This is a genomic window from Bradyrhizobium algeriense, from assembly GCF_003062295.1.
GTDB lineage: Bacteria > Pseudomonadota > Alphaproteobacteria > Rhizobiales > Xanthobacteraceae > Bradyrhizobium > Bradyrhizobium algeriense.
Map to the genome: position 1 here is coordinate 1 of NZ_PYCN01000034.1, position 24608 is coordinate 24608.

Consider the following 24608-nt stretch of genomic DNA (forward strand, 5'->3'; position numbering starts at 1 on the left):
CGTGCGCGCTGATATCCATGATGGCCCGGAGCACCACACGCTCCAATCAGAGGCCGGATACATTGATGCAAGACCGCATCTGCCAGGTTGACGAAACCTCTTGCAACGCGCGGCCGGACCATACATTCGGGTCATTTTCGAAGTCCGCGCAAGTTAGGCCAAGGTCCGTTCTGACGCCGTGAACGGACATCGTTGCCCCAGCACCGGAGGTCCGAAAAGTGCCAAACTCGGACATGGCTTGCTGCAGCCTGACAAAGAAAAAAGCCGCCCGAGGGCGGCTCTCTGTGATGCGTCGTGAATTGGTTCAATCAGGCCGCGAGCGCGAGAGCTTGATCCCTACGCGATCGGCGATACGTCATGAAACCGACGCCTGCGAATCCGAGGATCATCATGGCCCATGTGGAAGGTTCGGGCACGGCGGCTACTCCTAAAACGAGATCGTCCATGAGCCAATTATGATCATTACCAGTAGAAGTTATCACGAAGCTGTCGACCGTCGTTCCGCCGAAGCTCAGGCTCGTCCAACTCCCAGGCGTCAGCACCGTGCTCCATGTGCCAACAAAGTTACCGTCCAGGAACCCGTCAACTATCACTGCGCGCGCAGTAAAGTATACGACTGAATCGAAATAGTCCCATCCGCGAAATTGCGCACTATTCAAAACGATGTCGGTCGCGGACGTGACCGATACGGTCAGTGCGCCGCCTGCATTGTGCGCGGCAATGTAGCCAGACGGAAAATTGGATGTGTTGTGATAGATCGTTGAAAAGTTTTCGCTGGTCGCAAGATACCAGTCAGCACTCCAATTCAATCCTCCGTAGTTTGTTGGCATGGCAACATGCGTAGCACCGTCGGATTGGCCGGTGCCCTCAAAAGTCAGAGTTACTGCAGAAGCTGATGTGGTGAATGCAAAGACAGCCAAAGCCGCCATTAGTGCTAATCGACGTAATTTCACTTAATGCCCCTGTTCGATTCAATCATCAGGCCAACCGACATGACAGAATCGCCACGGGTCAGCACCCCAAACATTGCATGCCGCCAGTTGGCTTGCGCCACCGACGCCACATCGACGTCGCGTGTCACCATCTGAGCCCGCAGCCGTCGTCGCAGCGTTAGTTTGGCGTTAAAGGGGCGTTACAAATGAGAAGAGTTCTGCCAAATTTGTGAGGTAACTGCTCTGGATCAAAGTGCGCGGAGCGGCGATCCTGCGGCTGTAAGGCCTCGCGGCCGTCATTGCCTGTGACAAGAGCGAAGCGTTTGCGCAAGGGAGCGAAGCGACGAAGCAATCCATCTATCCCCGCGTTGAGATATGGATTGCTTCGCTTCGCTCGCAATGACGGTTGAGACTACGCCACCCGCCTTGCCGCGCCCGCCTTCACCAAAATCGCATCAAGGCAATCGATCATCAGCGAGATCTCCTCGCGGGTGACGTTGAGCGCCGGCATGAAGCGCAGCGCATCGGGCTGCGGCGAGTTGATGAGCACGCCGTCCGCAAGCGCCTCGGCCACGATCGCTGCGCCGATCGGCAGTTTGAGATCGAGCGCGAGCAACAGACCCCGGCCGCGCACCTCGCCGAGACCATGCCGCGCCGACAGTTTCTGCAACTCGCTTTCCAGGAACAGGCCGGCGTCGGCCACCGCTTTCAGAAATTCCGGCTTTGAAACCTCGTCGAGCACGGCAAGCCCTGCGGCGCACATCAACGGATTGCCGTTGAACGTGCCGCCCTGGTCGCCGTGCTCGAAGCACGACGCATGCGCGGTCGCGAGCAGGGCGGCCAGCGGAACGCCGCCGCCGATGCCCTTGCCGAGCGTCATGATGTCGGGCTCGATGCCGGCATGCTCGTAGTGAAACAGCTTGCCGGTGCGGCCCATGCCGGTCTGGATCTCGTCGACGATCAGCAGCAGGCCGTGCTTTTTCGTCAGCGCGCGCAGCTCCTTCATGAACGGATCGGTCGCCGGCCAGACGCCGGCTTCGCCCTGGATCGGCTCCAGCATCACGGCGACCGTGTTGTCCGAGATCAGCGCCTTCACGGAATCGAGGTCGTTGAGTTTGGCTTTGCGGAAGCCCGATACTTTGGGCTCGAACAGCGGCTCGAACGCCTTCTTGCCCGATGCCGACATGGTGGCGAGCGTGCGGCCGTGAAATCCGCCTTCGAAGGTGATGATCTCGAACGCGCCGTTCTTGTATTTCGCGCCGTACTTCCGCGCGAGCTTGATGGCGCCCTCATTGGCCTCCGCGCCTGAATTGGCGAAGAAGACCTGATCGAAGCAACTGTTCTCGACCAGCGCTTTCGCAAGCTTCAGGCTGGGACCGTTGTAGAAGGCGGGGCTTGGCGTCAGCAGCAGTTTGGACTGCGCGGCGAGCGCTTCCGCAACGGCAGGCGGCGAATGGCCGAGCGCGTTGACGGCCCAGCCTTGCACGAAGTCGAGATAGCGCTTGCGGGAGTCGTCCCAGAGATAGGAGCCCGCACCGCGGACGAATACCACCGGCGGGCGAGCGGTAATCTCCATCAGCGCGTCGAACGGATGGGTAGCGTCAGTCATGTCGATCTCCTCTGGGGTTTTGGGGGAAAGGGCAGGCCGAAACGCAAGAAGGCCGCACTTTTGAGGGTGCGGCCTTCTCGAAAACGTTGCTGAACTAGTTGATCAGCGTAGTCGTCGGACACGGCGCAACCCATCGTCGCTGGAGCGACGACGCAGGCAGGCGCGACGGGTGGTCCGGTTCAGTTTCATGGCGAAGGGCCATACAGTGGGAGGGCAGGCCGTGTCAAGCGGGAAGTCTTCCAGCTATTCAAGGGTGGCGATGTCGACAAGTATTGCTACTTTGACGACGACAACGAAATTCGATCCCCACCGTTGTGGCGCGTGACGATGCCACGTCCGCTTTGCCGCTGTTGCGGCTGACGGCGCGCGGCGGCGCAATATGTCGCGAAGGGCCACGAGGAGACGTTGCCAACTGAGCCGCACGTGTGGTTTCTTGAGTGCCTAAGAGGTCCAATTGGACCCTTTGCGATTGAAGCAAAAACATGCCAGGACCATCAACAAGAAACTTGCTGCAGTTGCCTGGCGCCATCCCACTAAAGCGGCTGCTTCAATCTGTTGCGATGCTTGATGCAGTTATCTGCCCTGAGTGGGAGGACCGTTACTACTCTTTCAACGCAAATTGGGCCGCGGGAGAAATGATGGGCTCAATGCGAAATGGTCAAGGTGATGACTTTTTCGCATTGTTCAATTGTCATGGAGTCTTCATCAAAGGTTTTGACCATGAGTCGATGGTAGCATCGCTAAGGTTGCCAAGTGAGCATTTCTATCGCGATCTGCCTCACCAATTCTCAGCTTGTTGCACTGAACCGGCGTTTTCTCCGGAACTCGTCACATTTTGCATGTGGTGCCTTTCTGAGGAATCCGGATGGTCCCGCGCAAAAATTACGCTGCCTCCATCGGAAGATAGTGATGGCTCGGCACATCTGCTTGCAATACTTGATTGCTCGCCTGAAACCTATCTGCGTTGGGCGACGGAATACTATGAGAGCGAAGTGTCTGCGCAGGCCGTAATCGCCGTGTACGAGCATCGTGCGCTGACTGAAGAGATAGTTGCTGCTCTCAATCCAATGTGCAGTCTTACCTCACTCCGTGAGGATATTGCCGAGATCGGTTATCCAACTTGAGAAAAAAATTGGTGTGGCATCAGGCTTCTCTAGATGCGATCGTAGACAGGATGCTTGAGGACCACACTAAAACCCCGCGACGCTACCGTGCAGGTCATATTGATCCGCGCGTTCGATCTTCGCGGTGACGATCTCGCCGACCTTCAGCGGGCGGCGGCTGGAGAGATAGACCGCGCCGTCGATCTGCGGCGCGTCGGCCTTTGAACGGCCTTTTGCAACCGTCGGCCCGACTTCGTCGATGATGATCTGCTGCCGGGTGCCGACCTTGCGCTTGAGGCGACGGGCGGAGATTTTCTGCTGCCGCGCCATCAGCGCATTCCAGCGCTCCTGCTTGATTTCGTCGGGCACGGCGTTGCCGATGGCGTTGGAGGCGGCGCCCGCGACCGGCTCGTATTTGAAAGCGCCGAGACGGTCGATCTCGGCCTCTTCGAGCCAGTCGAGCAAATACGCAAAATCGGAATCGGTTTCGCCGGGGAAGCCGACGATGAAGGTCGAGCGCAGCGTCAAATCAGGACATTCCTCGCGCCACTTCTGGATCCGCGCCAGTGTCTTTTCCTGCGCGGCGGGACGCTTCATGGCCCGCAGCACGTCCGGGCTTGCGTGCTGAAAGGGTATGTCGAGATAGGGCAGAATCTTGCCCTCGGTCATCAGCCCGATGACTTCGTCGACATGCGGGTAGGGGTAGACATATTGCAGCCGCACCCAGGCGCCGAGGTCGCCGAGTTCCCTGGCGAGGTCGAAGAATTTGGCGCGGACCTGGCGGTCCTTCCAGGGGCTGTCGGCATATTTGATATCGACGCCGTAGGCCGAGGTGTCCTGCGAGATGACGAGCAGTTCCTTGACGCCGGCACTGACCAGCCTCTCCGCCTCGCGCAGCACGTCATTGGCCGGGCGCGACACCAGGTCGCCGCGCAGCTTTGGAATGATGCAGAAGCTGCAGCGGTTGTTGCAGCCCTCGGAAATCTTCAGATACGCGTAGTGCCGCGGCGTCAGCTTGACGCCTTGCGGCGGCACCAGATCGAGATGCGGGTTATGAACCGGCGGCAGGGCCCGGTGCACCGCCTCCAGCACGCTCTCATATTGCTGCGGACCCGTGATCGACAGCACGCCGGGATAGGCCGCCTCGATCTGCTCGGGTTCCGCGCCCATGCAGCCGGTGACGATGACCTTGCCGTTCTCGGCCATCGCCTCGCCGATGGCGCCAAGCGATTCCTGCTTGGCGCTGTCGAGGAAGCCGCAGGTGTTGACGATGACGATGTCGGCGCCGTCATGCTTGCGGGCCAGTTCATAGCCTTCGGCGCGCAGCCGGGTGATAATGCGCTCGGAATCCACCAGCGCCTTGGGGCACCCAAGCGAAACAAAGCTGACTTTGGGCGCGGCGGCCTGTTGCATTTTTAATCTGCCTGATTGATACGCACGAGCTAGTCCCAATTGCCCATAAATACAAGGCTTTGCGCGCGCTCGTTACGTGCTATGGATGCCCGGCCGGGTTAAGAGTTGACCGATGAGCGCTGAGTCGTCGCCGAAAATCGTCATTGTCGACGAAAGCCCTATCCGGGCCGCGATCCTGGAGGAGGGATTGCGGGAGGCGGGCTTTACCGGCGTCGTGCATATCAGCGAAATGCAGAGCCTGCTGGCGCGGATTTATGCGCTCGACCCCGACGTCATCCTGATCGACCTGGAAAACCCCAGCCGCGACGTCCTGGAACAGATGTTCCAGGTCAGCCGTGCGGTCCGGCGGCCTATCGCCATGTTCGTCGACCAGAGCGATGCGGCCTCGATTCAGGCCTCCGTCGATGCCGGCGTTTCCGCCTATATCGTCGATGGCCTGAAGAAGGAGCGGATCAAACCGATCCTCGACCTCTGCATCTCCCGCTTCAACGCCTTCTCGAAGCTGCAGGACGAGCTCGACCGCACCAAGTCCGCGCTTGAGGAACGCAAGGTGATCGACCGTGCCAAGGGAATCCTGATGAAGGTGAAGGGCCTCACTGAAGACGAGGCCTACGTACTCATGCGCTCCACGGCGATGCGCGAGAAAAAGAAAATCGGCGAGATCGCGCAGTCGATCCTGACCGCCTCGGAGCTGTTGAAATGACGACACCGCTGCATATCGGTTTCATTCCGCTGGTCGACGCCGCCGCGCTGATCATCGCCGTTGACAAGGGCTTTGCAGCCGCCGAAGGGCTCGACATCACGCTGGTGCGCGAAGTGTCGTGGTCGAATGTCCGCGACAAGCTCAATATCGGCCTGTTCGACGCGGCGCATTTGCTGGCGCCGGTAGCGATCGCGTCGAGTCTCGGGCTTGGACACGTCAAGGTGCCGATCGTGGCGCCATTCAATCTGGGCCTCAACGGCAATGCGATCACGGTATCGCCGGCGCTGCATGCGGCGATCATGGGCGAACTCGAGGGCGATGCCGTCGATCCCATGGCCACCGCGCTGGCGCTCGCGCGCGTCGTGGCCATCAGGCGCAAGAGCGGCGCGGAACCGCTGACCTTTGGCATGACGTTCCCGTTCTCCACCCACAATTACCAGCTTCGGTTCTGGATGGCGGCAGGTGGGGTCGATCCCGACGAGGATGTCCGCCTGGTGGTGCTGCCGCCGCCCTACATGGTGGACAGCCTCGCCAATGGCCATGTCGATGCGTTCTGCGTCGGCGCGCCCTGGAACTCGGTTGCGGTCGATCTCGGCGTCGGCCACATCTTGCATTTCGCCTCGGACATCCTGGTGAGCGCGGCAGAAAAGGTTCTCGCGGTCAGGCAAAGCTGGTCGGAAAAAAATGCGGACGTGCTGGCTGCCCTGGTCCGGGCGGCTTCCCACGCAGCCGAATATATCGAGGATCCCGGAAACCGCGCCGAGACCGCGCATGTCCTGTCGCGGCCCGATCGGCTCGGCGTCGGCGCCGAGGTGATCCAGCGCACCCTTGACGGCCGGCTGAAGATTTCACCCGACGGCCAGCGGCGCGAGAGCAGCCGCTATCTCCTGGTCGGGCGGGAAGGGGCGGCCCGGCCCGATCCCGCCCAGGCCGCCTGGCTCTACGCGCAGATGGTGCGCTGGGGGCAGACGGCGATGCGGCCGGAGGCGCTGCGAACCGCCATGGGCGTCTTCAGGCCGGACCTCTACGACGCCGCCAAGGGGCATCGGGGCAAGCCCCCTGGCGCTTCTGACGCGATCGGCGCCTTTGCCGGTCCGGCGTTCGACCCCGGCGACATCGCCGGCCATCTAGCCGCTTTCAAAATTGGGCATTGGAAACCTTGAGCCGGGCCTACTGAAGCAATATTAGGCAAAAGTCGTACCCGCTTAATTGTTGGGCAATTTGCACGCGACACGGCAATGAAGAAGACTTCATAGTTTCGAGGTCGTCCTCGGAACAGTTTGAAATACCAACATATTCTTTTTGAACCCGACTGGCACGCAACTTGTATGTTGCAGTGCGGTCGGCTCGTCGCTGAAGCCTGCTGACCTACGTCCAAGATGGATTTCCGCAGCAACGAAGCTGGTCGAACCGCATAGCAAAATCACAGCCCGGCGACGCGCCGGGCCGATTTTCCTGGCGGTCTATCCCCATTCGTTGATGCCACCCCTCGTGGCCGCAGGAGCTTCGTCGCGCACCATGAAGATCGAAACCCTCACAGTCGATTTTACCGACGAGCAGAAACGCTACCTGGAAGGTTTTACCACCGGGCTGCAGATCAGCCGGGTGGGGCGCGGCCTCGGCGGCGGCAACGCCGGCAAGGCGAATACTGAGCCGACCGGACCGGATGCCGCGCATATCAAGGCGCAGGACAAGGTCACAGCCGCCGGCAAGAAGCTCGCCGACCAGGAAAAATTCAAGCGCGAGGAGCATCCGTTCGATGCCTATCCGCGGCTGAAGCAGCAGGCGCTCGACAATGCGCCGCCGAACCCTGCGGATAATTTCCGCTGGCGCTATTACGGCCTGTTTTATGTGGCGCCGGCGCAGGATTCCTACATGTGCCGCTTACGGATCCCGAACGGCATCCTGAAGCACTGGCAGTTTTCGGGTCTTGCCGATCTCGCCGAAAAACTGTGCGGACCGTTTTGCCACGTCACCACGCGGGCCAATCTGCAGGTGCGCGAGATTCCGCCGAAGCACGCGGTGGCGTTGATCGAGGGCATTCAGGACCTCGGCCTGTGCTCGCGCGGCACCGGCGCCGACAACATCCGCAACGTCACGGGCACGCCGACGGCCGGGATCGATCCGCAGGAGCTATTGGATACCCGCGAATATGCCCGCGAGTGGCACTATCACATTCTCAACGATCGCTCGCTGTACGGGCTGCCACGCAAGTTCAACGTCGCCTTCGACGGCGCCGGCAAGATCGCGGTGCTGGAAGATACCAACGACATCGCGTTTTCCGCGGTCGAGGTGAAGGACGGTTTCGGTGTCGATCCCGGCGTCTGGTTTCGCCTGGGGCTTGGCGGCATCACCGGCCACAGGGATTTTGCCAAATATGGCGACATCATCGTCAAGCCGGCCGATGCGACCAAGGTATCGGATGCCATTGTGCGAATCTTCATCGATCTCGGCGACCGTACCAACCGCAACAAGGCCCGGTTGAAATATGTGCTCGACGACATGGGGCACGACAAGTTTCTCGCACTGGTCGAGGAGCGGCTCGGCAAACCCTTCACCCGCGTGCCGCCGGAGGCGCTCGCCCCGCGGCCGGCTTTCGACCGCATGGCGCATATCGGGGTGCACAGGCAGAAGCAGGAGGCATTGAACTGGATTGGCGTGTCGCTGCCGCTCGGCAAAGTCACCTGCGATCAGATGCGCGGGCTGGCCAAGATCGCGCAGGACCTCGGTGACGGCGATATCCGGCTGACGGTCTGGCAGAACCTGCTGATCCCGGGGGTGCGCGACGAGAACGTCGAGCTGGCGGTGGCCGCGATCAGGAAGATCGGGCTGGCGGTCGAAGCCTCGCAAATCCGCGCCGGCCTGATCGCCTGCACCGGCAATGCCGGATGCCGGTTTGCGGCATCGAATACCAAGCGCCATGCCGCCGAGATCGGTGACTGGTGCGAGCCGCGCGTCAACATCGACACGCCGCTCAACATCCACGTCACCGGCTGCCATCACTCCTGCGCGCAGCACTACATCAGCGATATCGGACTGATCGCCGCCAAGGTGGATGTCGGCGAGGATGTCGATCCGGTCGAGGGCTATCATTTGTTCACCGGCGGCGGCTTTGGTCCGGATGCCGATGTCGGGCAGGAGGTCTATCACGACCTCAAGGCCGAGGATGCGCCGAAGACGGTCGAGAGATTGCTGAAGGCCTATCTCGCACATCGTGTTTCGCCCGAAGAAACTTTCCTGACATTTGCACGCCGCCACGACGGCGAGACGCTGCGCAAGCTTGCTGACGCCCAAGTCACTGACGCTCAGGTGTCCTCATGAACCAGATCACGCCTCCACCGAAGATTGAGATCATCCCGTCCAGTGCGCCGTTCTCCGAAGCGCAGCGCTCGTGGCTGAACGGCTTCTTCGCCGGACTTCTGTCAGATGCGACGCCGTTGTCGGCCGAACAGGGCGCGGCCGTCATGGAAGGAGCCGCCGGCGACGGCGATGACGGCGAAGCGCCCTGGCACGACCAGACCATGCCGATGGCCGACCGCATGAAGCTTGCGGAAGGCCGCCCGCTGCGGCGGCGCATGATGGCGGCGATGGCGCAGCAGGATTGCGGGCAGTGCGGCTACGATTGTCATAACTATTCGGAAGCGATCGCGAGCAAGAGCGAGGCGCGCCTCAACCTTTGCGTCCCCGGCGGCAAGGAAACCGCGCGGATGCTGAAATCGCTCTATGAGGATATCGACAAGGTGCCGGCCGGGCCATCATCAGCGCCTGCCGCGGCACCGGCTGCGCCCGCGGTCGTGGCCGAGCCCGGACGCTCGCGTGACAATCCGATCGCGGCGACCTTCCTTTCGCGTCGCCTCCTCAACAAGAAGGGTTCGGAGAAGGAGACCTGGCACATCGAGTTCGATCTCTCCGGTTGCGGGCTCGATTATGTGGTCGGCGATTCCTTCGGCATTTTCGCGCGCAACGATGTCGGGCTGGTCGACCAGATCATCGCGCTGCTCGGCGCCTCCCACACCACCAAGGTCAATGGCAAGACGCTGCGGGAAGTCCTGATCGACGATGTCTCGCTGTCGCCGGCGCCGGACCAGCTGTTCGAGCTGATCTCCTTCATCACGGGTGGGACCACCCGCGAGAAGGCGAGGGCGCTGGCGCAGGGCGAGGATCCCGATGGTGACGCGGCGACGCTCGACGTGATGGCGGTGCTGCAGAAATTCTCTGGCGTGCGCCCGCACCCCGAGGCCTTTGTCGAGGCCCTCGATCCGCTGCAGCCGCGGCTCTATTCGATCTCATCGTCGCATAACGCGACGCCCGGAAAATTGTCGCTGACGGTCGACTGCGTGCGCTACGTGGTCAACAAGCGCAAACGGTTGGGGTTGGCTTCGACCTTCCTCGCCGAACGCATCAATCCCGGCGATGCGCTGAAGGTCTATGTGCAGAAGGCCCATGGTTTTGCGCTGCCGCAGGATCCCAAAACGCCGATCATCATGATCGGGCCCGGCACCGGCGTGGCGCCGTTCCGCGCCTTCCTGCTCGACCGCCGCGCCACCGGCGCGCCGGGCAAGAACTGGCTGTTCTTCGGCCATCAGCGCAGCGACTGCGATTTCTTCTATGCCGACGAACTCAACGCCTTGAAGACGTCGGGCGTGTTGACGCGGTTGTCGCTGGCGTGGTCGCGCGATGGCGACAAGAAATTCTATGTCCAGGATCGCATGCGCGAGGTCGGCCGCGAATTGTGGACCTGGCTTGCCGAGGGCGCCAACATCTATGTCTGCGGCGACGCCAAGCGGATGGCCAAGGACGTCGAGCGGGCCCTGGTCGATATCGTTGCGCAGTTCGGTGCCCGAACCACCGACGAGGCCGTCAGCTTTGTCGGGGAACTCAAGAAGCAGGGCCGGTTCCAGCAGGACGTTTACTAGGGCGTGCGGAGCAGAGCGTGGTTGACGCAAGCTGAACGAATGTGAGGCGTCAGCGCCTGGTTCCCAGAGTATCCGGATTGTGATTTCGGTTACCTCGCCAACGCTTATATTTGGTCTTGGCCGAGACCAAGCGGCGATGACTGCGATGTCGAAGGAACCTCACGATCAACGTGCTGTTGTTTGATGGCGCTTGTGTCAATCGCTGGCTCGCTCGACCGACCGCCGGCTATCTCGTGATCCCTGTCGGATTGCAATATGAGATCATGGTGTTCCTCGTTCACCGCGGGCTTGGCCCTTCTGTTCGTCCTCCTGCCCAGTCCGGCGCGCGTGGCCATGACAGACTTGGACTCACGGGTTCAGGACATTATGGCGGAAAATTTCGCCCCTGCGGTGACGGCCAATGATGCCGGCGGGCTCGCATCCGCCGTGTACGTCGCGGGCCACGTCCAGTTCTTCAACTACGGTCTCGCCGATCAAGCCGGCAAGCGGCCGATCACACCGGACACGCTGTTCAACATAGCGTCCGTGCGCAAGGTGTTTGAGGCTGCACTGGTTGCGCTCGGAACGCTGCGCGGCGAAATAAGCCTGGACGATCCGGTCAACAAGTACGTCACCGAATTGAACGGCGACTATATTCGTCGGGTCACGATTGGTGAGCTTGTGACCCATACTTCCGGCCTCTTGCTGGCGACGGATCACCCGCCATGGCCCAACGGGTCATACTCGTTGGGCCAATTTCTCGACATCCTCAACGCCTGGACGCCGCAGGCAGGCGAACAGCCGGGCAAACAACGCATCTACACGCATGCCGGTTACGTGCTGCTGCAGCTGGCGCTCGAGCGTCGGTATGGGGTTCCAATTGGTCAGCTCATCGAAAGTCGGATCCTGAGGCCGCTAGGGATGAGTTCGACGCTGCTTCCCGAACGTGGACCGGACAACCGTGCCGTCATGCGTCCTGAATTCATGCAGCGCGTCGTCCAGGGCTATTCCGATGACGGCATGCCAATCGGTCCGCCGGGCGACCAGCACAGCTATTATGATTTCCCTGGGAGCGGGCAGATGTTCTCGTCGGCGCGGGATCTCGCCATTTTTCTCGCCGCCTGCCTCGGCGGTGGAGCTGTGGATCCGCAGTTGCGCGAAGCGCTGCAGATGAGTCAGCGTGAAATGTTCCGTTTCAACGAGAAATTCGGACAAGCGATGGCGTGGGAGAATGTCGACGTGGACGGAGTAGGCGTCGTTGACAAACCGGGCGGGCTCAACAACGCGTCGGCCTATGTCGGACTTGTACCGGATCACAAGGTCGGCGTGATTCTGCTCGCGAACCGTGGCGACTTTGGGCATGAAATCGCCCGCCACCGTGTGCTTCCGGCACTGTCGCGATGGGAGCCGAACCTGCCAGCTCACTGATTTGGGTTCCGGCTAGCTCAAATCGGCCCGAATAAAATTCTCGCTCTGGTCGGGGAGAGGGGAATTTTCCCCTCGAAATGGAGCGCGCCGAAGCGCCCGCATCGCTATTTCTGCGGATATCTTGAATCCGGACGCAAACGATATTCCATATGCAGTCCATGCCGCGTTGGAGATCGATCATGCGCGAACTATCGGCGGAAGCCCGCCTGCACCTTTACGCACGCTCGGTGTCCCGCCGTTCCGGCGCCGGCTATACCGCCGCGCTCTACAGCGCGTTCGCGCTCATTGCCGCCATCGTGTTCGGCACGCTCTCGGTTCATCCGTTCTAGGAATTAAATTATCGTCTTGAACGGCGCGACCGCGATCCCTGCATCCTTCAACGCCTGACGCACCGCGCGCGCGATGTCGACCGCGCCGGCCGTATCGCCGTGAATGCACACGGTGTCGGTGCGCATCTTGATCACCTTGCCGGTGACTGACACCACCGCGCCGTCCTGCACCATCCGCACCACGCGGTCGGCGATCGCTTTCGCATCGTGCAATACCGCGCCGGGCTTCTTGCGCGACACCAGCGAGCCATTGTCTTCATAGGCGCGGTCGGCAAAGACCTCGTGCACCATCGGCAGGTTGGCGGCTTCGCCCGCCTGCACCAGTTTTGAATTGGCGAGCACCACGAAAATCAGATTGGGATCGACCGCCTTGATGCCGTTGGCGATGGCCTTGGCGGTCATGTCGTCCTCACAGGCGACGTTGGAGAGCGCGCCATGCGCTTTCACGTGGGTCACCTTGTGGCCGGCTGCGGTCGCAATCGCCTGCAACGCGCCGATCTGGTAGGCGATGAGGTTCTCGATCTCCGACGACTTCAGGCCGGGGATCGGCCGCCGGCCGAAGCCGTGCAGGTCGCGATATCCGGGGTGCGCGCCGACGCTCACGCCGCGCGCTTTCGCCAGTTCAACCGTGCGACGCATGATGTCGGCGTCGCCGGCATGAAAGCCGCAGGCGACGTTCACCGACGTCGCCAGCTCGATCATGGCGGCGTCGTTGCCCATTTCCCATGCGCCAAAACCTTCGCCGAGATCGCAATTGAGGTCGATGGTTGTCATGGTGTTGATCCGCTTCTCGTGAGTGGATTGGGTGATCAGTCCGGGCCGGATATCTCGGCCAGAGAGACGGCGTGCCAGGTTCCGGCATCGACGGCGCTGACGGCGTGGCCCGCGACATTGGCATCGTGCAGCGCATCGATGTTGAGATCAACGCTTTCGATCGCCCGCAGCCGCTCGGGCAGGGTGCGCAACAACTCGGCAAATTTTCGCGCTTCCGCCTGGGCTTCCGCCATGCTGACGGCCCGGAAGCGAAAGGCGCGCCCGGCTGGGATCTGCGCAAACCGTCCGAAGTCGGCCGAAATCACCGCCGCGATCTTGGGATAGCCGCCGCTGGTGCCGCGATCGCGCATCAGCACGATCGGCTGGCCGTTGCCGGGCACCTGCAGGCTGCCGTTGACGGTACCGTCGGAAACGATGTTGTGGCCGTGGAGATGCCTGAGTGCGGGGCCTTCGAGCCGGTAGCCCATGCGGTCGCTGGTCGCGGATATCTTCCATTCGCTGTCGAGAAACAGGTTTTTGGTCTCGTCGGCGAATTCGTCATCCTGTGGACCCCACACCACGCGGATCGGCGCGTCGGTTGCCGCGGGCAGCTCGATCCGCCGCTCTGGTGCACCGCTGGCCACCTTTGTCTGCAGTTCGTCGCCGGCTTGCAGGGGGCGCGGATAGGGGCTGCCGAGGCCCGCGCGCGCGTTGACGGCGAGGCTGCCGAACATCGGCTCGCCGGCAATGCCGCCTTCGATCGCGAGGTAGCTGAACGAACCGCCGCGGGCAAAGCCGAGCGTCAGCGTTTCGCCGTCGGCAAGGGTTGCGGAAGTCTCCGACGCCACGGCACGGCCGGCAATATCGGCATTGCGCGGGGCTCCCGCCAGGGCGATCCGCACCGCGCCGCCGCGTGCGGTGAATTTTGCCCCGAACGGACCGACCTCGACCGCCGCTGTGAACGGTTCATTGCCGGCCAGCGTGTTCGCGGCCGCCAGTGCCAGCCGATCCATCGCGCCGCTTGGCACCAGGCCGTAACGCTGGGCGCCGGGACGTCCGCCGTCCTGTACCGAACTTGCCGGGCCGATCGATGCAATGACGAGCTTGCTCATGAGGCGATCTGCTCGGCAATGAATTCTCCGGCTTCGGCGGCGCGATCCTGCTCCGCAAAAGTCTTGGCATCGACCGCCGTAAAGGTGACGTTGTCGCCCGGCTCCAGCAGGAAGATCGGATCGCGATGCAGTTGATAGGTGCGGACGGCCGTTTGTCCCAGCAGGTGCCAGCCGCTCGGGCCGGCGAGGCACTGCACGCCGGTCTGCACCCCGCCGATCGAGATGGTGCCGGCCGGCGTCAGCAAGCGCGGGTTCTGCCGCCGCGGCATGTGCAGGGAGTCCGTGAGCCCGCTGAGATAGGACCAGCCCGGCGTAAAGCCGATCATGGCGACCCGGTAGTCGCCGGCGACATGCCGCGCCACGATCTCGTCGGGCGTGGTGTTGAGGGTTTTTGCGACATCCTCGAGGTCGATGCCGTGCTCGCCACCATAGACCACCGGAATGCGCCAGCGCCGGCTTGCGGTCGCCGTCGGGACAGGACGTTGCGCCAGTGCGAGAATCTTCTCGCCGAGTTTTTCGAAATCGATCAACACTGGATCGTAATGGACCAGCAGCGAGCGATAGGTCGGCACGGTCTCGGTGACGCCCACGACCGGCTCGGCGGCCATGGCGCGGTCGAGCGCCAGCACCCGCCGGTTGGCGGCATCGTCGATGTTGCGGCTGAATTCCACCGTGATGGCGCTGTCGCCACTCGGCAAAAGGCGGGGCGGGGGAAGCGTCGCGGCCATGGCCTCTAAACTGTCTCGCAGCTTCTGTGCTGCGTCTCCACCTCTAGCGTGTTTTGGACGCGAGTGGAATTCGCTTCGTGCGAAATCAGCCAGTAAGTTCAATAAATTAATCTGCATGCCGACGATAAGATGTTATGATCGCGCTTCTTTCCGCGAGCCCTTGACGTGACATCCGCGCTTCGCAAGATGCGCTACCTTTCACCCATCCTCCGGAGCCTGCATTCCAGATGTCCCTGTCCCCCGAAGCCCTCGCAACCCTGTCCGGCGTATCCACCGCCACCATCACCACCGTGCTGCTCAAGAAGGGCCTGCGAAACGTCTGGATGCGCGGCACCAAGCCGCTGCGGCCCGGGCAGCCGCGGCTGGTCGGACCGGCCTTTACGCTGCGCTTCGTGCCCGCGCGCGAAGATCTGGCAACGCCCGAGTCGTGGTCGTCGCCGATTTCGACCCGCACTGCAATTGAAGCGATGCCGAAAGGCTGCATCACCGTGGTCGACGCCATGGGCGTCACCGACGCCGGCATCTTCGGCGACATTCTCTGTGCGCGCATGGTCAAGCGCGGCGTTGCCGCGCTGATCACCGATGGCGTGGTGCGCGACGTCGAAGGCGTGCTCGGTACCAATTTGCCCGTGTGGTGCGACGGCTTTGCGGCGCCGCCTTCGGTGGCCGGGTTGACCTTCGTCGGCTGGGGTGAGCCGATCGGCTGTGGCGGGGTCGCGGTATTCCCCAACGACATCGTCGTCGCCGACCAGGACGGCGCGGTCCTGATCCCGCAGGCGCTGCTCGATCATGTGCTGGCCGAAGGGCCGGAGCAGGAACGGATGGAAGCCTGGATCGTCAACGAGGTGAACAACGGCGCGGCATTGCCCGGCCTCTATCCGATGAACGCCGAGACCAAGGCGCGCTACGCGGCCAGCAAGAAATAACCTCAAGAAAAAGGGAGACAACTCCATGGATATCCATCTCGCGGGCTCCCGGCCGACGCGCCGGGCGCCGCCGGAATATTTCACCGGCACGGTGCTGCAGGATCCGATCATCCAGACCGAGGCGCCGGCACGGCTGGCCTCGACGCGCGTCTCCTTTGAGCCGGGCGCGCGCACGGCCTGGCACACGCATCCGCTGGGCCAGACGCTTTATGTCATCTCAGGGGTCGGACGGGTGCAGGCCAAAGGCGGACCGATCAGGGAAATTCGCCCCGGCGACGTCGTGTGGATTCCGCCCGGTGAAAAGCACTGGCATGGCGCTTCGCCGACCAACGCCATGACGCACATTGCGATGCAAGAAGCGGCCGACGGCAGCTACGTCACCTGGATGGAGCATGTGACCGACGCGGAGTATTCGGCGAAGCTCGGCTAAAGGTCGAGGAGAAGAAACCAGGGTATTATTCGGATGGCGCTGGGCTGTGCCGCGGCGACCCGCCATCAAAAAAATCATCCCTTCCGAAATGTGATCTCATTCACACTCGGCCTGGCAAATGCGATCTAACATCCAACTCAACTTGGGTAGAACTGAGCAAGGAATGTCAAATTGTCGGTCCGTAGGGTATGTCCGTTCTGCAGAAGGGGTTGTTAGTTCGGACTGACGAACGCCTCGCCGTGCATCAGTCGACGGATATAGGCGATATTCATTGTGAGGTTTCGATCCCGCTAGACACTTGCAGTCGATGTGGCGCGCGGTCCTGGAATGAAATGGCCGATGCCCTTATTGAGCAGGCAGTTCGGCAACGATACCAAAAGTTGTAGTGACCTATACAAGTGCTCCAGTGAGTCATCGAACGTAACTCAACGACGAGAATGCCGCTTGGTGATTCAACCTGGAGGCATATCATGCGTTCAAGATCCGCGATTTGTGCAGCACTTTATGTTGGGGCTTTCCTGTCATGAAATCGGAACCTGCGCCCCAATTGCCGATGTCGTCTGTCGTTGACCCGTCGCTCCGGCATGTTCAGCGGCGTCCGCGCGCGATTCTATTCGTGGACATGGTCGATTCGGTGCGTTTGATAGGGCAGGACGAAGAAGGCGTCGTCCGTCGCTGGCTGAACCTTGTCGATCGGGTGATGACGCAGGTGCTTCCTGGCTCTGGTGGCCGCCTCGTCAAGAGCGTCGGCGACGGGATGCTGCTCGAATTCGGCGACATCCGGTCCGCCGCCTCAGCGGCGACCGCAATCCAGCATGAAAGTGCGCAGGCAAGCCCCGGGTTGCCTGCGGATAAACAGATATTTCTGAGAATGGGGATCGAGTTCGGCGATGTGATTGTTGGTCATCACGATGTATATGGGTGTGGTGTCAATTTGGCAGCTCGATTGGCGACCCTCGCCGGACCAAACGAGATAGTCATCTCGGCCCAGGTTCGGGACCTGTTGACCCCAACGCTGGACGCGGAAATCGAAGACCTTGGCGAATGTCATGTCAAGCATATCCGACAACCCGTTCGAGCTTACCGGATCGGTCCAGCCGGCCCGAGGCCAGTAATCAAATGCGCACCGTTACTGGGCGTGTTACGGCCGTCGATTGCGATTATTCCCTTCGTACCTCGCCCTCAAACAATCAGCGAGGATCTTCTTGGCGAGGTGCTGGTCGAGGAAATCATCAGGGCGTTTTCGCGATCCCCGGACATTGCCGTGCTCTCGCGCCTCTCGACCACAGCATTTCGATGGCGTCAGTTTAGCCTGGAAGATATCCGTCAGCATCTCGGTGCGAACTATGCGCTATCGGGAACGTACCGTGCCGACGAAGATAGTCTGACACTAAATTTAGAATTGGCGGAGGTCAGGTCTCAACGAGTGGTATGGGCTGGCCAAGTGGCCGGCAACGTTCCAGATCTTCTGGGTGGGCAACAGGAGCTGATTAGCCAGATCTTCTCCAAGGTGACGAACGCAATTCAATCGTGCGAATTGCAGCGAGCGCGCGCCAACCCGCTCCCAACCTTGGAGAGTTACACGCTTCTGATGAGCGGCATTGCATTAATGCATCGAATGTCGGTTGCCGACTTTCTGGAAGCCCAACGCCTGCTGCAGGCAGTTATCGACCGCGCCCCGCGTCATCCAGTTCCCCAGTCCTGGATGGCTAACTGGTATGTCTTGCGGGTCCAGCAAGGATGGACCGAAGATTCGACCAAGGACCGGCGTTGTGCCCTCGATTGCACAAGGCGCGCGCTCGACGCGGATCCGGATAGCTCTCTTGCTCTCACAATTAATGGGTTGGTCCATACTCACATGACGAGGGAGCTTGACATCGCTGCCGAACGCTACGCGCTGGCGGTGCGCGCAAATTCAAATAACTCTCTTGCCTGGTTACTCAAGGGGACTCTGCATGCTTTCAGGGATCAAGGGGCTGATGCCGTCGCTGATACACAGCGGGCGATCAGCTTATCCCCTCTCGATCCCCATCGGTACTATTACGACACTCTGGCGGCTACCGCTTATCTGGCAGATCGCAAATATGAGCTTGCGATCAAATCTGCCCGCCGCTCACTCAAAGCCAATCGACGCCACACCTCGACACTGAGAGCTATGGCAATTGCACAGTGGCAGCTTGGACACGAACGGGACGCACGTGGCACCGTGGCCGAATTGATGAGATTGGAGCCCGGATTGACGATCACAGGATATCTCAGGCGGACCCCTAGCGCTGGGTACAGGACTGGTCAGGAATGGTCCAAGGCATTACGGCAGGCTGGTGTTCCACAATAACTCCTGTGGCAGGGGACAGCGCGTGACGGCATGCAGTGTGATCCTCCACCCTAAGCATAGGAGGCAAGTATGGCTAGTTTCAGTGGCGCGAGCGGAGCGAGTGGAGCAAGTGGCGCGAGCGGAGCAAGTGGCGCCAGCGGGGCGAGTGGCGCCAGCGGAGCGAGCGGCGCCAGCGGGGCGAGTGGCGCCAGCGGAGCCGCTGCGGGCGGCGCCATCGGCGGATTTGTATTCAGTGGTTCGGGATATAACCCGCCTTACATCGATGCGCTGATAACAAACCGCGATGGAATTGTGGGGAGATCGCAGCCTCCAGCGGAAGAGGAGGTGCCTGAGCCACTCCCACCCGAAAGCGAAGATGGCAACGACGAAGTAAAACTCGGACGACACGAAGTAAATCTCGGACGACTGGGGCCCGGCGAGCGGGCAAGCATTTTTGATTTCGAACTCATCTCCCGCATCTCATTTCGGGCGGATGGAGAGGGCAAGGCCATCCTGAACTGCGCCATCGACCCTCGAGGTGACGCTAAGTCCTCGCGTCCTTACACCCCCCTTGCAAGCTTCAGCCGTCCCACGCCGGCGATCTTTCTGGATCAATTGGCCCTCGTCGAATCCTACGCTGATCTGCGCCCCGATCGTGCCGCAGAGATTGTGTCACAAATGGGCGTGCCTCACGCTTTCTTCGGATCTATCACGTATTTGCACCCGGAGCGGACACGATGGACGATGGAGCTGATCTACGCTGCTCTGCGGTTCGCTTACACAGTGGAAATGCGCATCAAGCATGCGCTGGCCTGCCGCCGGCCACATGAATACTCGCCGCAAATACAGCCCATTATTGCATGTCCACTGCACGGTGCGTTGCCCAGCGGCCACGCAACGGAAGCCTTCATGTTTGCGCATCTCTTGGCGGTTCTCTCCACCGACAAAGGAAGTTTGCACGGCCAGGACGGAAAATTGCGAAGTGTTTGGGTGAATCAACTTATGCGGCAGGCAGCCCGCATCGCAATTAACCGCACGGTGGCCGGCGTGCACTTTCCGGTCGATAGCGTCGCCGGCACCCTCTTGGGCCTGACGCTGGCCGAATACCTGATCGACCTTTGCAGACCGGAAAAGGAACGAGAAGGCTGCCACTCTTGTGATTTTACTGGAGCTGCCTATCCGTCGCGCGAGCGCGGCATTAAGGACGGCATCAATACTGATTTCGATTGGCAGAACTTCTATAGCGTCAAGCACCGAAGGCTTGATTTGAAGAACGTTGATTATGCCACGGTTGAGGAGAAACGTCTCTCCGGAGCCTCGAAACCACTAGAATGGCTCTGGAAAAAAGCAAAGAGCGAGTGGTCCCCAGCCAGGTAGCAGCGAACAAACTTACATGGTCTGCCTCGGGAGGGAATGATGGTAGAGGAGACGGTATATAAGTGGCGAGAGGGGTCGTCGAAATTCGTCGACGCGTACATTGATTGGGTACGAGATACTGCCAAGCGGGTGCTGTATCCAAACGATGAACTACGGTCTGTTCCCATTCTCGTCAGTCTGCAGCCGGGCAAGACAAAAAGAGAATTTTTCGAGCGCTTGCAGCGAGCGTCCGGCAAGCTTGATGATATGGGCATCGGCTCTGATCTCAAGTACGAGCAATTTACGCTAAATATGCCTGACGAAGCTTTTGAGCGTCTTCAAGGCGATTCCTCAATTGACCAACTTATTCATCGGATCACAATTGCGCACAAGTTGCCTCGTCACGCCATGCGCGAAGACCGGCCTCTTCCCAAGCCACAACACAGCGTCGGGAAATATGAGCCGCGCAAAGGGAGTCCCGTCGTGATGGGGATTATTGACGAAGGCATTGCATTTGCGAATCAGCGCTTTCGGAGAGGTCCGGGCAGTTCTCGAGTGGAATACGCCTGGATTCAAGATGGTCGAGTCGAAGGCGACGTTCCCTATGGTCTGGAGCTGACGAAAGCCAAAATCGACAAATCACTTGGCGAGTGTTTGAACGCAGGGCAGGTGGACGAAGACCTGTTCTACAGTGCAACCGGCGTTGTCGATTTTGGCCAATCTGCGCATAAGGCCGCAGCAAGGCGTGCCGGGCATGGCACGCATGTGATGGATTTGGCGTGCGGTTATGATGAGGGTTCCTCGCCGACTGGTGAGGAAGGTAAGGACCAGCGCCCGATTGTTTGCGTGAAGTTGCCGACAGTTACGGTCGCGGACACATCGGGCCTCGGCCTGGAATACTATGTTCTTGATGGCATCGACTACATCCTGGGTAGAGCTCACGATATCGCACGAGAACGCGAGTGCGGTGAGCTGCCGGTGGTAATCAATTTCAGCTCCGGTATTTTGGCTGGCCCCCGCGATGGCACCCAGCCGATCGAGCTTGCAATCGACGCTCGGATCGAAGGCCGGGCGGCGCCAACCGATGTAGTGCTACCGTCAGGCAACAGTCGTCTTTCCCGCTTGCACGCGAAGATTTTACTTTCTCCAAGTGGCCAAAAAGACGACGAGCGAAAATTGCAGTTCTGTGTGTTGCCGGATGACAGAACTTGCAGCTATCTGGAAATCTGGTTGCCGGCTCGGGATGAGACCTGGCCTAAATACTGGATGGAGCTCTCGCTGACGCCCCCCGGCGGGCAGGAAAGTGAGCTGTCTCTAGTAGCTGGAACAGATAAGCGTGCGATGGAATGGGGCTCGAATGGCAATGTTCTTTGTAAGGTGTACTATGAATTTATCGGCCCCCCCACGAACAGGGGAAGGTACGTGATTGCCTTGCTGCCCACGGCGTTGCCCGATGCTGAGCAACAACTTGCGCCCTTCGGCACTTGGACGATTGGATTCAGGAATCGGCTGGATCAACAGATCAACGTGGAAGCTTCGATCCAATGGGATGATCGGCCGCTTGGCTATCCGCAGAACGGTAGGCAATCGTATTTCGTCGATGATCGCTACCAGCGATTTGAGGAGATTTCTGGCAGAGAAGTGGAAGTAGACAATGACAGCATGATCAAGCGCGATGGATCAATAAATGCCATTGCGACTGGTTCTCATACGATCGTTGCTGGTGGTTATTTGCGCAAGGAAAACAAAGTCGTAAAATATTCCTCCGGTGGCCCAATATCACCCGCCAGCTACGCCGCGCAGGTAGCTAATCGCCAGGGGCCAGTTGCCTTGGCACCGAAGGAGCCAGATGACTTGGAACGGACGGGGCCAGATGCCATGGCATGGAGCGACGAGTCGTACGTTCATCGAGGCATCCTCGCGGCGGGGACACGCAGCGGGTCGCGCGTCGTCATGAACGGCACCAGTGTTGCGGCGCCGCAGATCGCGCGTGTGATTGCGGAAAGACGAGCAATGGGGGACCTGCGTTCTGGGCGTAAAATTGTCCTGCGACCGCCTAAACTCGGTTCTCGAGCAATGACGGAACAGCCAAATCAAATTGGCGGCTCAGCGCAGACATCACGGGAACGCATTGGTTCGGGCCTCGTCGTCACGCCAGGGATTGAGCGCCAGGATCGGCTTGATGGACTAGACGAGAGAGCATTATCAAGTCCAGAGCAGGCTCTCGCTTGGAAAACGCCATAGCTACATCCGTTGCGCGGTCCAGGTACCGGAGCACAGGGCTGCGCGCCATGTGCCCGATCCCGACGTGGCCGTGAGAACGCCGGAGCCGACCGCGCGCTTCATGCCGCTCGCCAGGGTCACATGGATGGCGCCCGCTTCGGCCACGCGGCCGGACGCCGTTACAGTCGCGCTGTTGGAGGCGACCTGGCCGTTGTTGATTCCGATCGAGACCGACGCGCCGCTGTTGCAGGCGGCGTTCGACGAGGTGATCTGCACATTCCAGGCGCCGTCGAACGTCGCGGCCGCGGATGGTGTCGCAAAGCCCAGTGCAGCAATCAGCGAAGCGGCTACCAGAGATTTCCGAGACGTTACCATGACGTGCCCCTTTGGTTTGGACACGAGCATGGTCTCACAGCGGCTCCATGACGACTGTGACTGTCATCACGGGCTAGTTCTTAGTGAAAAGCCCCGCGTTGCGGCGGGGCTTCCAGTTGAATGCGCAGCGTTGGCTGCCGGTCAGTTGACGCGGGTCCAGGTCTGACCGCCACAGAACATGCCGCCAAAGGCGCAGCCCTGAACGCGGAGACTGTCGGTGCTCTTGAGGGCGATCGTCGAATCGTAGGTGCTGCCTGAATTCGGATCGAAAATCCGGCCGCTCCACTTATCCTTGCCGGGCTTCATGTTGATCAGGACCTGCTCGCCGTTCTGGTTCGACTTCTTGTCGACGGAATAGCCGCAGAGATTGGGGCCGCACTGTTCGATCCGCACTTTGCCTTCCTTCTCCTCCGTCAGCCACACGCCGAGCGGTGAGTTCGCAGACGAAGGCGCGGATGCTGCCGGGACGGCGGCCTGTTGTTGTTGCGGCGGCGGTGGCGCTGGCGCGGCAACGGGAGCCGGCGGCGCGGCCGGAGCGGCATTCTGTTGCACTGGAGGCGCGGGCGCTGCTGGCGCAGGCGCAGCCCTATCCGCCGGCGCTACGGCCGCCGTCGACGGCTCGCTCCTCGAAGTGGTGGCTGGAGCGGGCGGAGCAGGGGCGGCAGGCGCAGCCGCCGGAGCGGCGGCCTGTTCAGCCGGTGCAGGTGCAGCCGGGGTTGCTGCCTCGGGTGCGGCCTGCGGGACGGACTTCGCCTGCTGTGGCGCCTTCTTGCCCGGACGATCAAGGTCACCTTCCTCGCCACGCGACCGCTTGGCCTTCTTGCCGGTATTATCGTAGACGCCGGGAATCTGAACCGTGCCGCGATCAGGATCAATGGTGATGGTGCGGCCGCCATACTCAAACGAGTACTGGGCCTGCGCGGTGGTGAGGCTGCTCGCCAGCAAGAGCACGGCGATAGCGAGACACTTCTTCATTGTTGCGACCTCCTGAGCAGGGAACCCCATTCCCCCAAAGCTATTACGCAGCAATAGCTTCACCCAACGTGATCCAGATCACTTTCAAAGTATAAGTCGTGTACTAGCGGCTTTGGTTCAAATTCGACTTCGGTAGTCTAACCTGGAGCAGTCTAAATAGCGCCCCAAGGGACGGTCAATTTCCTGCGAAAACAGGCTTATCCGACCAGGAATCAATCGAACCAGGCCGCATAAATTTTCCTGAAGCTGCCGTCCTCAGTGGCGATGTGCAGCCACTGATCGACAAAGGCCTTCAGGGCTATGTCGCGCTGCAGCCAGTAGGCCTTCTCGGCGAAGTCGAACGGTTTTTCCGGATGCACCGCGCAGAGCACGCCCGGGTGCTGTTTCTGCTGGTAGCGGGTCTCGGAAGAGTCCGTCATCATCAGGTCGGCATTGCCCTTGGCGATTTCGTCGAAAATCGTGACGTTGTCATTCCACATCTTGATCTCGGCGTTCTTGATGTTCGCCTTGGCGAAGCGTTCATTGGTGCCGCCGGGATTGACGATGATGCGCGTGCCGGCCTTGTCGATATCGGCAATGGTCTCATACTTGTCCTTGTCGGCGCAGCGGGCGATCGGCGTCTTGCCCTCGCGCATGATCGGCGTCGAGAACATTCCCTTCTTCTGCCGGTCGAGCGTGATCGAGACGCCGCCCATCGCGATATCGAAATTGTCGGCTTCGAAATCCTTCATCAGCTGCGGCCACGCCGTCTGAACGAACTCGACCTTGACGCCGAGCGCCTTGCCAAGCGCTTCCGCCATGTCGACGTCGAAGCCGGTAAATTTCGAAGTCGTCTTGTCGAGATAGGTGAAGGGCCGATAGTCGCCGGTCATGCCGACCCGCAGCGTGCCGCGCTTGATGATGTCGTCGAGGCGGGAATTCGCCGGCTGAGCGTTGGCGACAACAGTCCACAGGACAGCCATTGCAAGACTAACGAACACTCGAAACATCAGGTCTTCTCCGCC

General features: G+C 60.7%; 21 protein-coding genes. 12 read left to right on the forward strand and 9 right to left on the reverse strand.

All coding sequences use genetic code 11. From position 1 onward, the window contains the following. Nucleotides 1-308: 308 nt before the first annotated feature. Complete coding sequence (locus tag C7G61_RS35825) at nt 309-953, reverse strand: PEPxxWA-CTERM sorting domain-containing protein (RefSeq protein WP_145963747.1); 645 nt, start codon at nt 951-953, stop codon at nt 309-311. Between the two features lie 391 nt (nt 954-1344). Beyond that, a complete protein-coding gene (locus C7G61_RS35830) occupies nt 1345-2541 on the reverse strand; it encodes an acetylornithine transaminase (protein WP_108522415.1) in 1197 nt (398 codons plus the stop codon). Nucleotides 2542-3023: 482 nt separating this feature from the next. On the opposite strand from C7G61_RS35830, the gene C7G61_RS44175 reads away from it, so the two are divergent. Further along, entirely contained in the window at nt 3024-3665 is a 642-nt protein-coding gene (locus tag C7G61_RS44175) for a hypothetical protein (protein WP_145963748.1), read from the forward strand. A 66-nt stretch (nt 3666-3731) separates the two neighbouring features. Here the strand turns inward: C7G61_RS44175 and rimO are convergent, their stop codons facing one another. Beyond that, nucleotides 3732-5057, reverse strand: a complete 1326-nt coding sequence (gene rimO, locus C7G61_RS35835; protein ID WP_108522416.1) for a 30S ribosomal protein S12 methylthiotransferase RimO — start codon at nt 5055-5057, stop codon at nt 3732-3734. Between the two features lie 112 nt (nt 5058-5169). Here rimO and C7G61_RS35840 point away from each other — a divergent pair, with 112 nt between their 5' ends. The 6 genes from C7G61_RS35840 to C7G61_RS35865 all read left to right on the forward strand — a co-directional run bounded on the left by C7G61_RS35840 (nt 5170) and on the right by C7G61_RS35865 (nt 12412). Beyond that, on the forward strand, nt 5170-5760 hold the full coding sequence (locus C7G61_RS35840) for an ANTAR domain-containing response regulator (protein ID WP_057852587.1): 591 nt from the start codon (nt 5170-5172) through the stop codon (nt 5758-5760). Then, nucleotides 5757-6923: a CmpA/NrtA family ABC transporter substrate-binding protein gene (locus C7G61_RS35845; protein WP_108522417.1), complete on the forward strand. Its 1167-nt coding sequence runs from the start codon at nt 5757-5759 to the stop codon at nt 6921-6923. The genes C7G61_RS35840 and C7G61_RS35845 overlap by 4 nt, the downstream gene beginning before the upstream one ends. A gap of 355 nt (nt 6924-7278) precedes the next feature. Beyond that, nucleotides 7279-9081: a NirA family protein gene (locus C7G61_RS35850; protein ID WP_108522418.1), complete on the forward strand. Its 1803-nt coding sequence runs from the start codon at nt 7279-7281 to the stop codon at nt 9079-9081. Then, on the forward strand, nt 9078-10676 hold the full coding sequence (locus C7G61_RS35855; protein ID WP_108522419.1) for a sulfite reductase subunit alpha: 1599 nt from the start codon (nt 9078-9080) through the stop codon (nt 10674-10676). The genes C7G61_RS35850 and C7G61_RS35855 overlap by 4 nt, the downstream gene beginning before the upstream one ends. Before the next feature lie 366 nt (nt 10677-11042). After that, complete coding sequence (locus tag C7G61_RS35860; RefSeq protein ID WP_244608620.1) at nt 11043-12083, forward strand: serine hydrolase; 1041 nt, start codon at nt 11043-11045, stop codon at nt 12081-12083. Between the two features lie 179 nt (nt 12084-12262). Continuing rightward, on the forward strand, nt 12263-12412 hold the full coding sequence (locus C7G61_RS35865) for a hypothetical protein (RefSeq protein WP_190242127.1): 150 nt from the start codon (nt 12263-12265) through the stop codon (nt 12410-12412). A gap of 3 nt (nt 12413-12415) precedes the next feature. Here the strand turns inward: C7G61_RS35865 and C7G61_RS35870 are convergent, their stop codons facing one another. The 3 genes from C7G61_RS35870 to pxpB are packed head-to-tail and all read right to left on the reverse strand — an operon-like array spanning nt 12416 to nt 15005. Continuing rightward, on the reverse strand, nt 12416-13186 hold the full coding sequence (locus tag C7G61_RS35870) for a LamB/YcsF family protein (protein ID WP_108522421.1): 771 nt from the start codon (nt 13184-13186) through the stop codon (nt 12416-12418). Between the two features lie 35 nt (nt 13187-13221). Continuing rightward, entirely contained in the window at nt 13222-14277 is a 1056-nt protein-coding gene (locus C7G61_RS35875; RefSeq protein ID WP_108522422.1) for a 5-oxoprolinase subunit C family protein, read from the reverse strand. Continuing rightward, nucleotides 14274-15005 carry a 5-oxoprolinase subunit PxpB gene (gene pxpB, locus C7G61_RS35880; protein ID WP_108522423.1) on the reverse strand — a complete coding sequence of 244 codons (732 nt, stop codon included), beginning with the start codon at nt 15003-15005 and terminating at the stop codon, nt 14274-14276. The genes C7G61_RS35875 and pxpB overlap by 4 nt, the downstream gene beginning before the upstream one ends. Nucleotides 15006-15232: 227 nt before the next feature. Between pxpB and C7G61_RS35885 the strand changes: the two genes are divergently transcribed. The 5 genes from C7G61_RS35885 to C7G61_RS35905 all read left to right on the forward strand — a co-directional run bounded on the left by C7G61_RS35885 (nt 15233) and on the right by C7G61_RS35905 (nt 22275). Continuing rightward, entirely contained in the window at nt 15233-15931 is a 699-nt protein-coding gene (locus C7G61_RS35885; protein ID WP_108522424.1) for a ribonuclease activity regulator RraA, read from the forward strand. A gap of 25 nt (nt 15932-15956) precedes the next feature. Continuing rightward, a complete protein-coding gene (locus C7G61_RS35890) occupies nt 15957-16361 on the forward strand; it encodes a (R)-mandelonitrile lyase (RefSeq protein WP_108522425.1) in 405 nt (134 codons plus the stop codon). A gap of 616 nt (nt 16362-16977) precedes the next feature. After that, the gene (locus C7G61_RS35895; RefSeq protein ID WP_202975814.1) at nt 16978-18696 is read left to right on the forward strand and encodes an adenylate/guanylate cyclase domain-containing protein; all 1719 of its coding nucleotides are present in this window, start codon (nt 16978-16980) and stop codon (nt 18694-18696) included. Between the two features lie 69 nt (nt 18697-18765). Continuing rightward, complete coding sequence (locus C7G61_RS35900; RefSeq protein ID WP_108522427.1) at nt 18766-20052, forward strand: phosphatase PAP2 family protein; 1287 nt, start codon at nt 18766-18768, stop codon at nt 20050-20052. A gap of 39 nt (nt 20053-20091) precedes the next feature. Next, entirely contained in the window at nt 20092-22275 is a 2184-nt protein-coding gene (locus C7G61_RS35905) for a S8/S53 family peptidase (protein WP_145963749.1), read from the forward strand. Here the strand turns inward: C7G61_RS35905 and C7G61_RS35910 are convergent, their stop codons facing one another. The 3 genes from C7G61_RS35910 to C7G61_RS35920 all read right to left on the reverse strand — a co-directional run bounded on the left by C7G61_RS35910 (nt 22276) and on the right by C7G61_RS35920 (nt 24593). After that, nucleotides 22276-22629: a hypothetical protein gene (locus tag C7G61_RS35910; RefSeq protein ID WP_108522457.1), complete on the reverse strand. Its 354-nt coding sequence runs from the start codon at nt 22627-22629 to the stop codon at nt 22276-22278. Between the two features lie 141 nt (nt 22630-22770). Continuing rightward, nucleotides 22771-23604 carry a DUF2147 domain-containing protein gene (locus C7G61_RS35915; RefSeq protein WP_108522429.1) on the reverse strand — a complete coding sequence of 278 codons (834 nt, stop codon included), beginning with the start codon at nt 23602-23604 and terminating at the stop codon, nt 22771-22773. Between the two features lie 212 nt (nt 23605-23816). Beyond that, the gene (locus C7G61_RS35920) at nt 23817-24593 is read right to left on the reverse strand and encodes a transporter substrate-binding domain-containing protein (RefSeq protein WP_108522430.1); all 777 of its coding nucleotides are present in this window, start codon (nt 24591-24593) and stop codon (nt 23817-23819) included. Nucleotides 24594-24608: the final 15 nt, after the last annotated feature.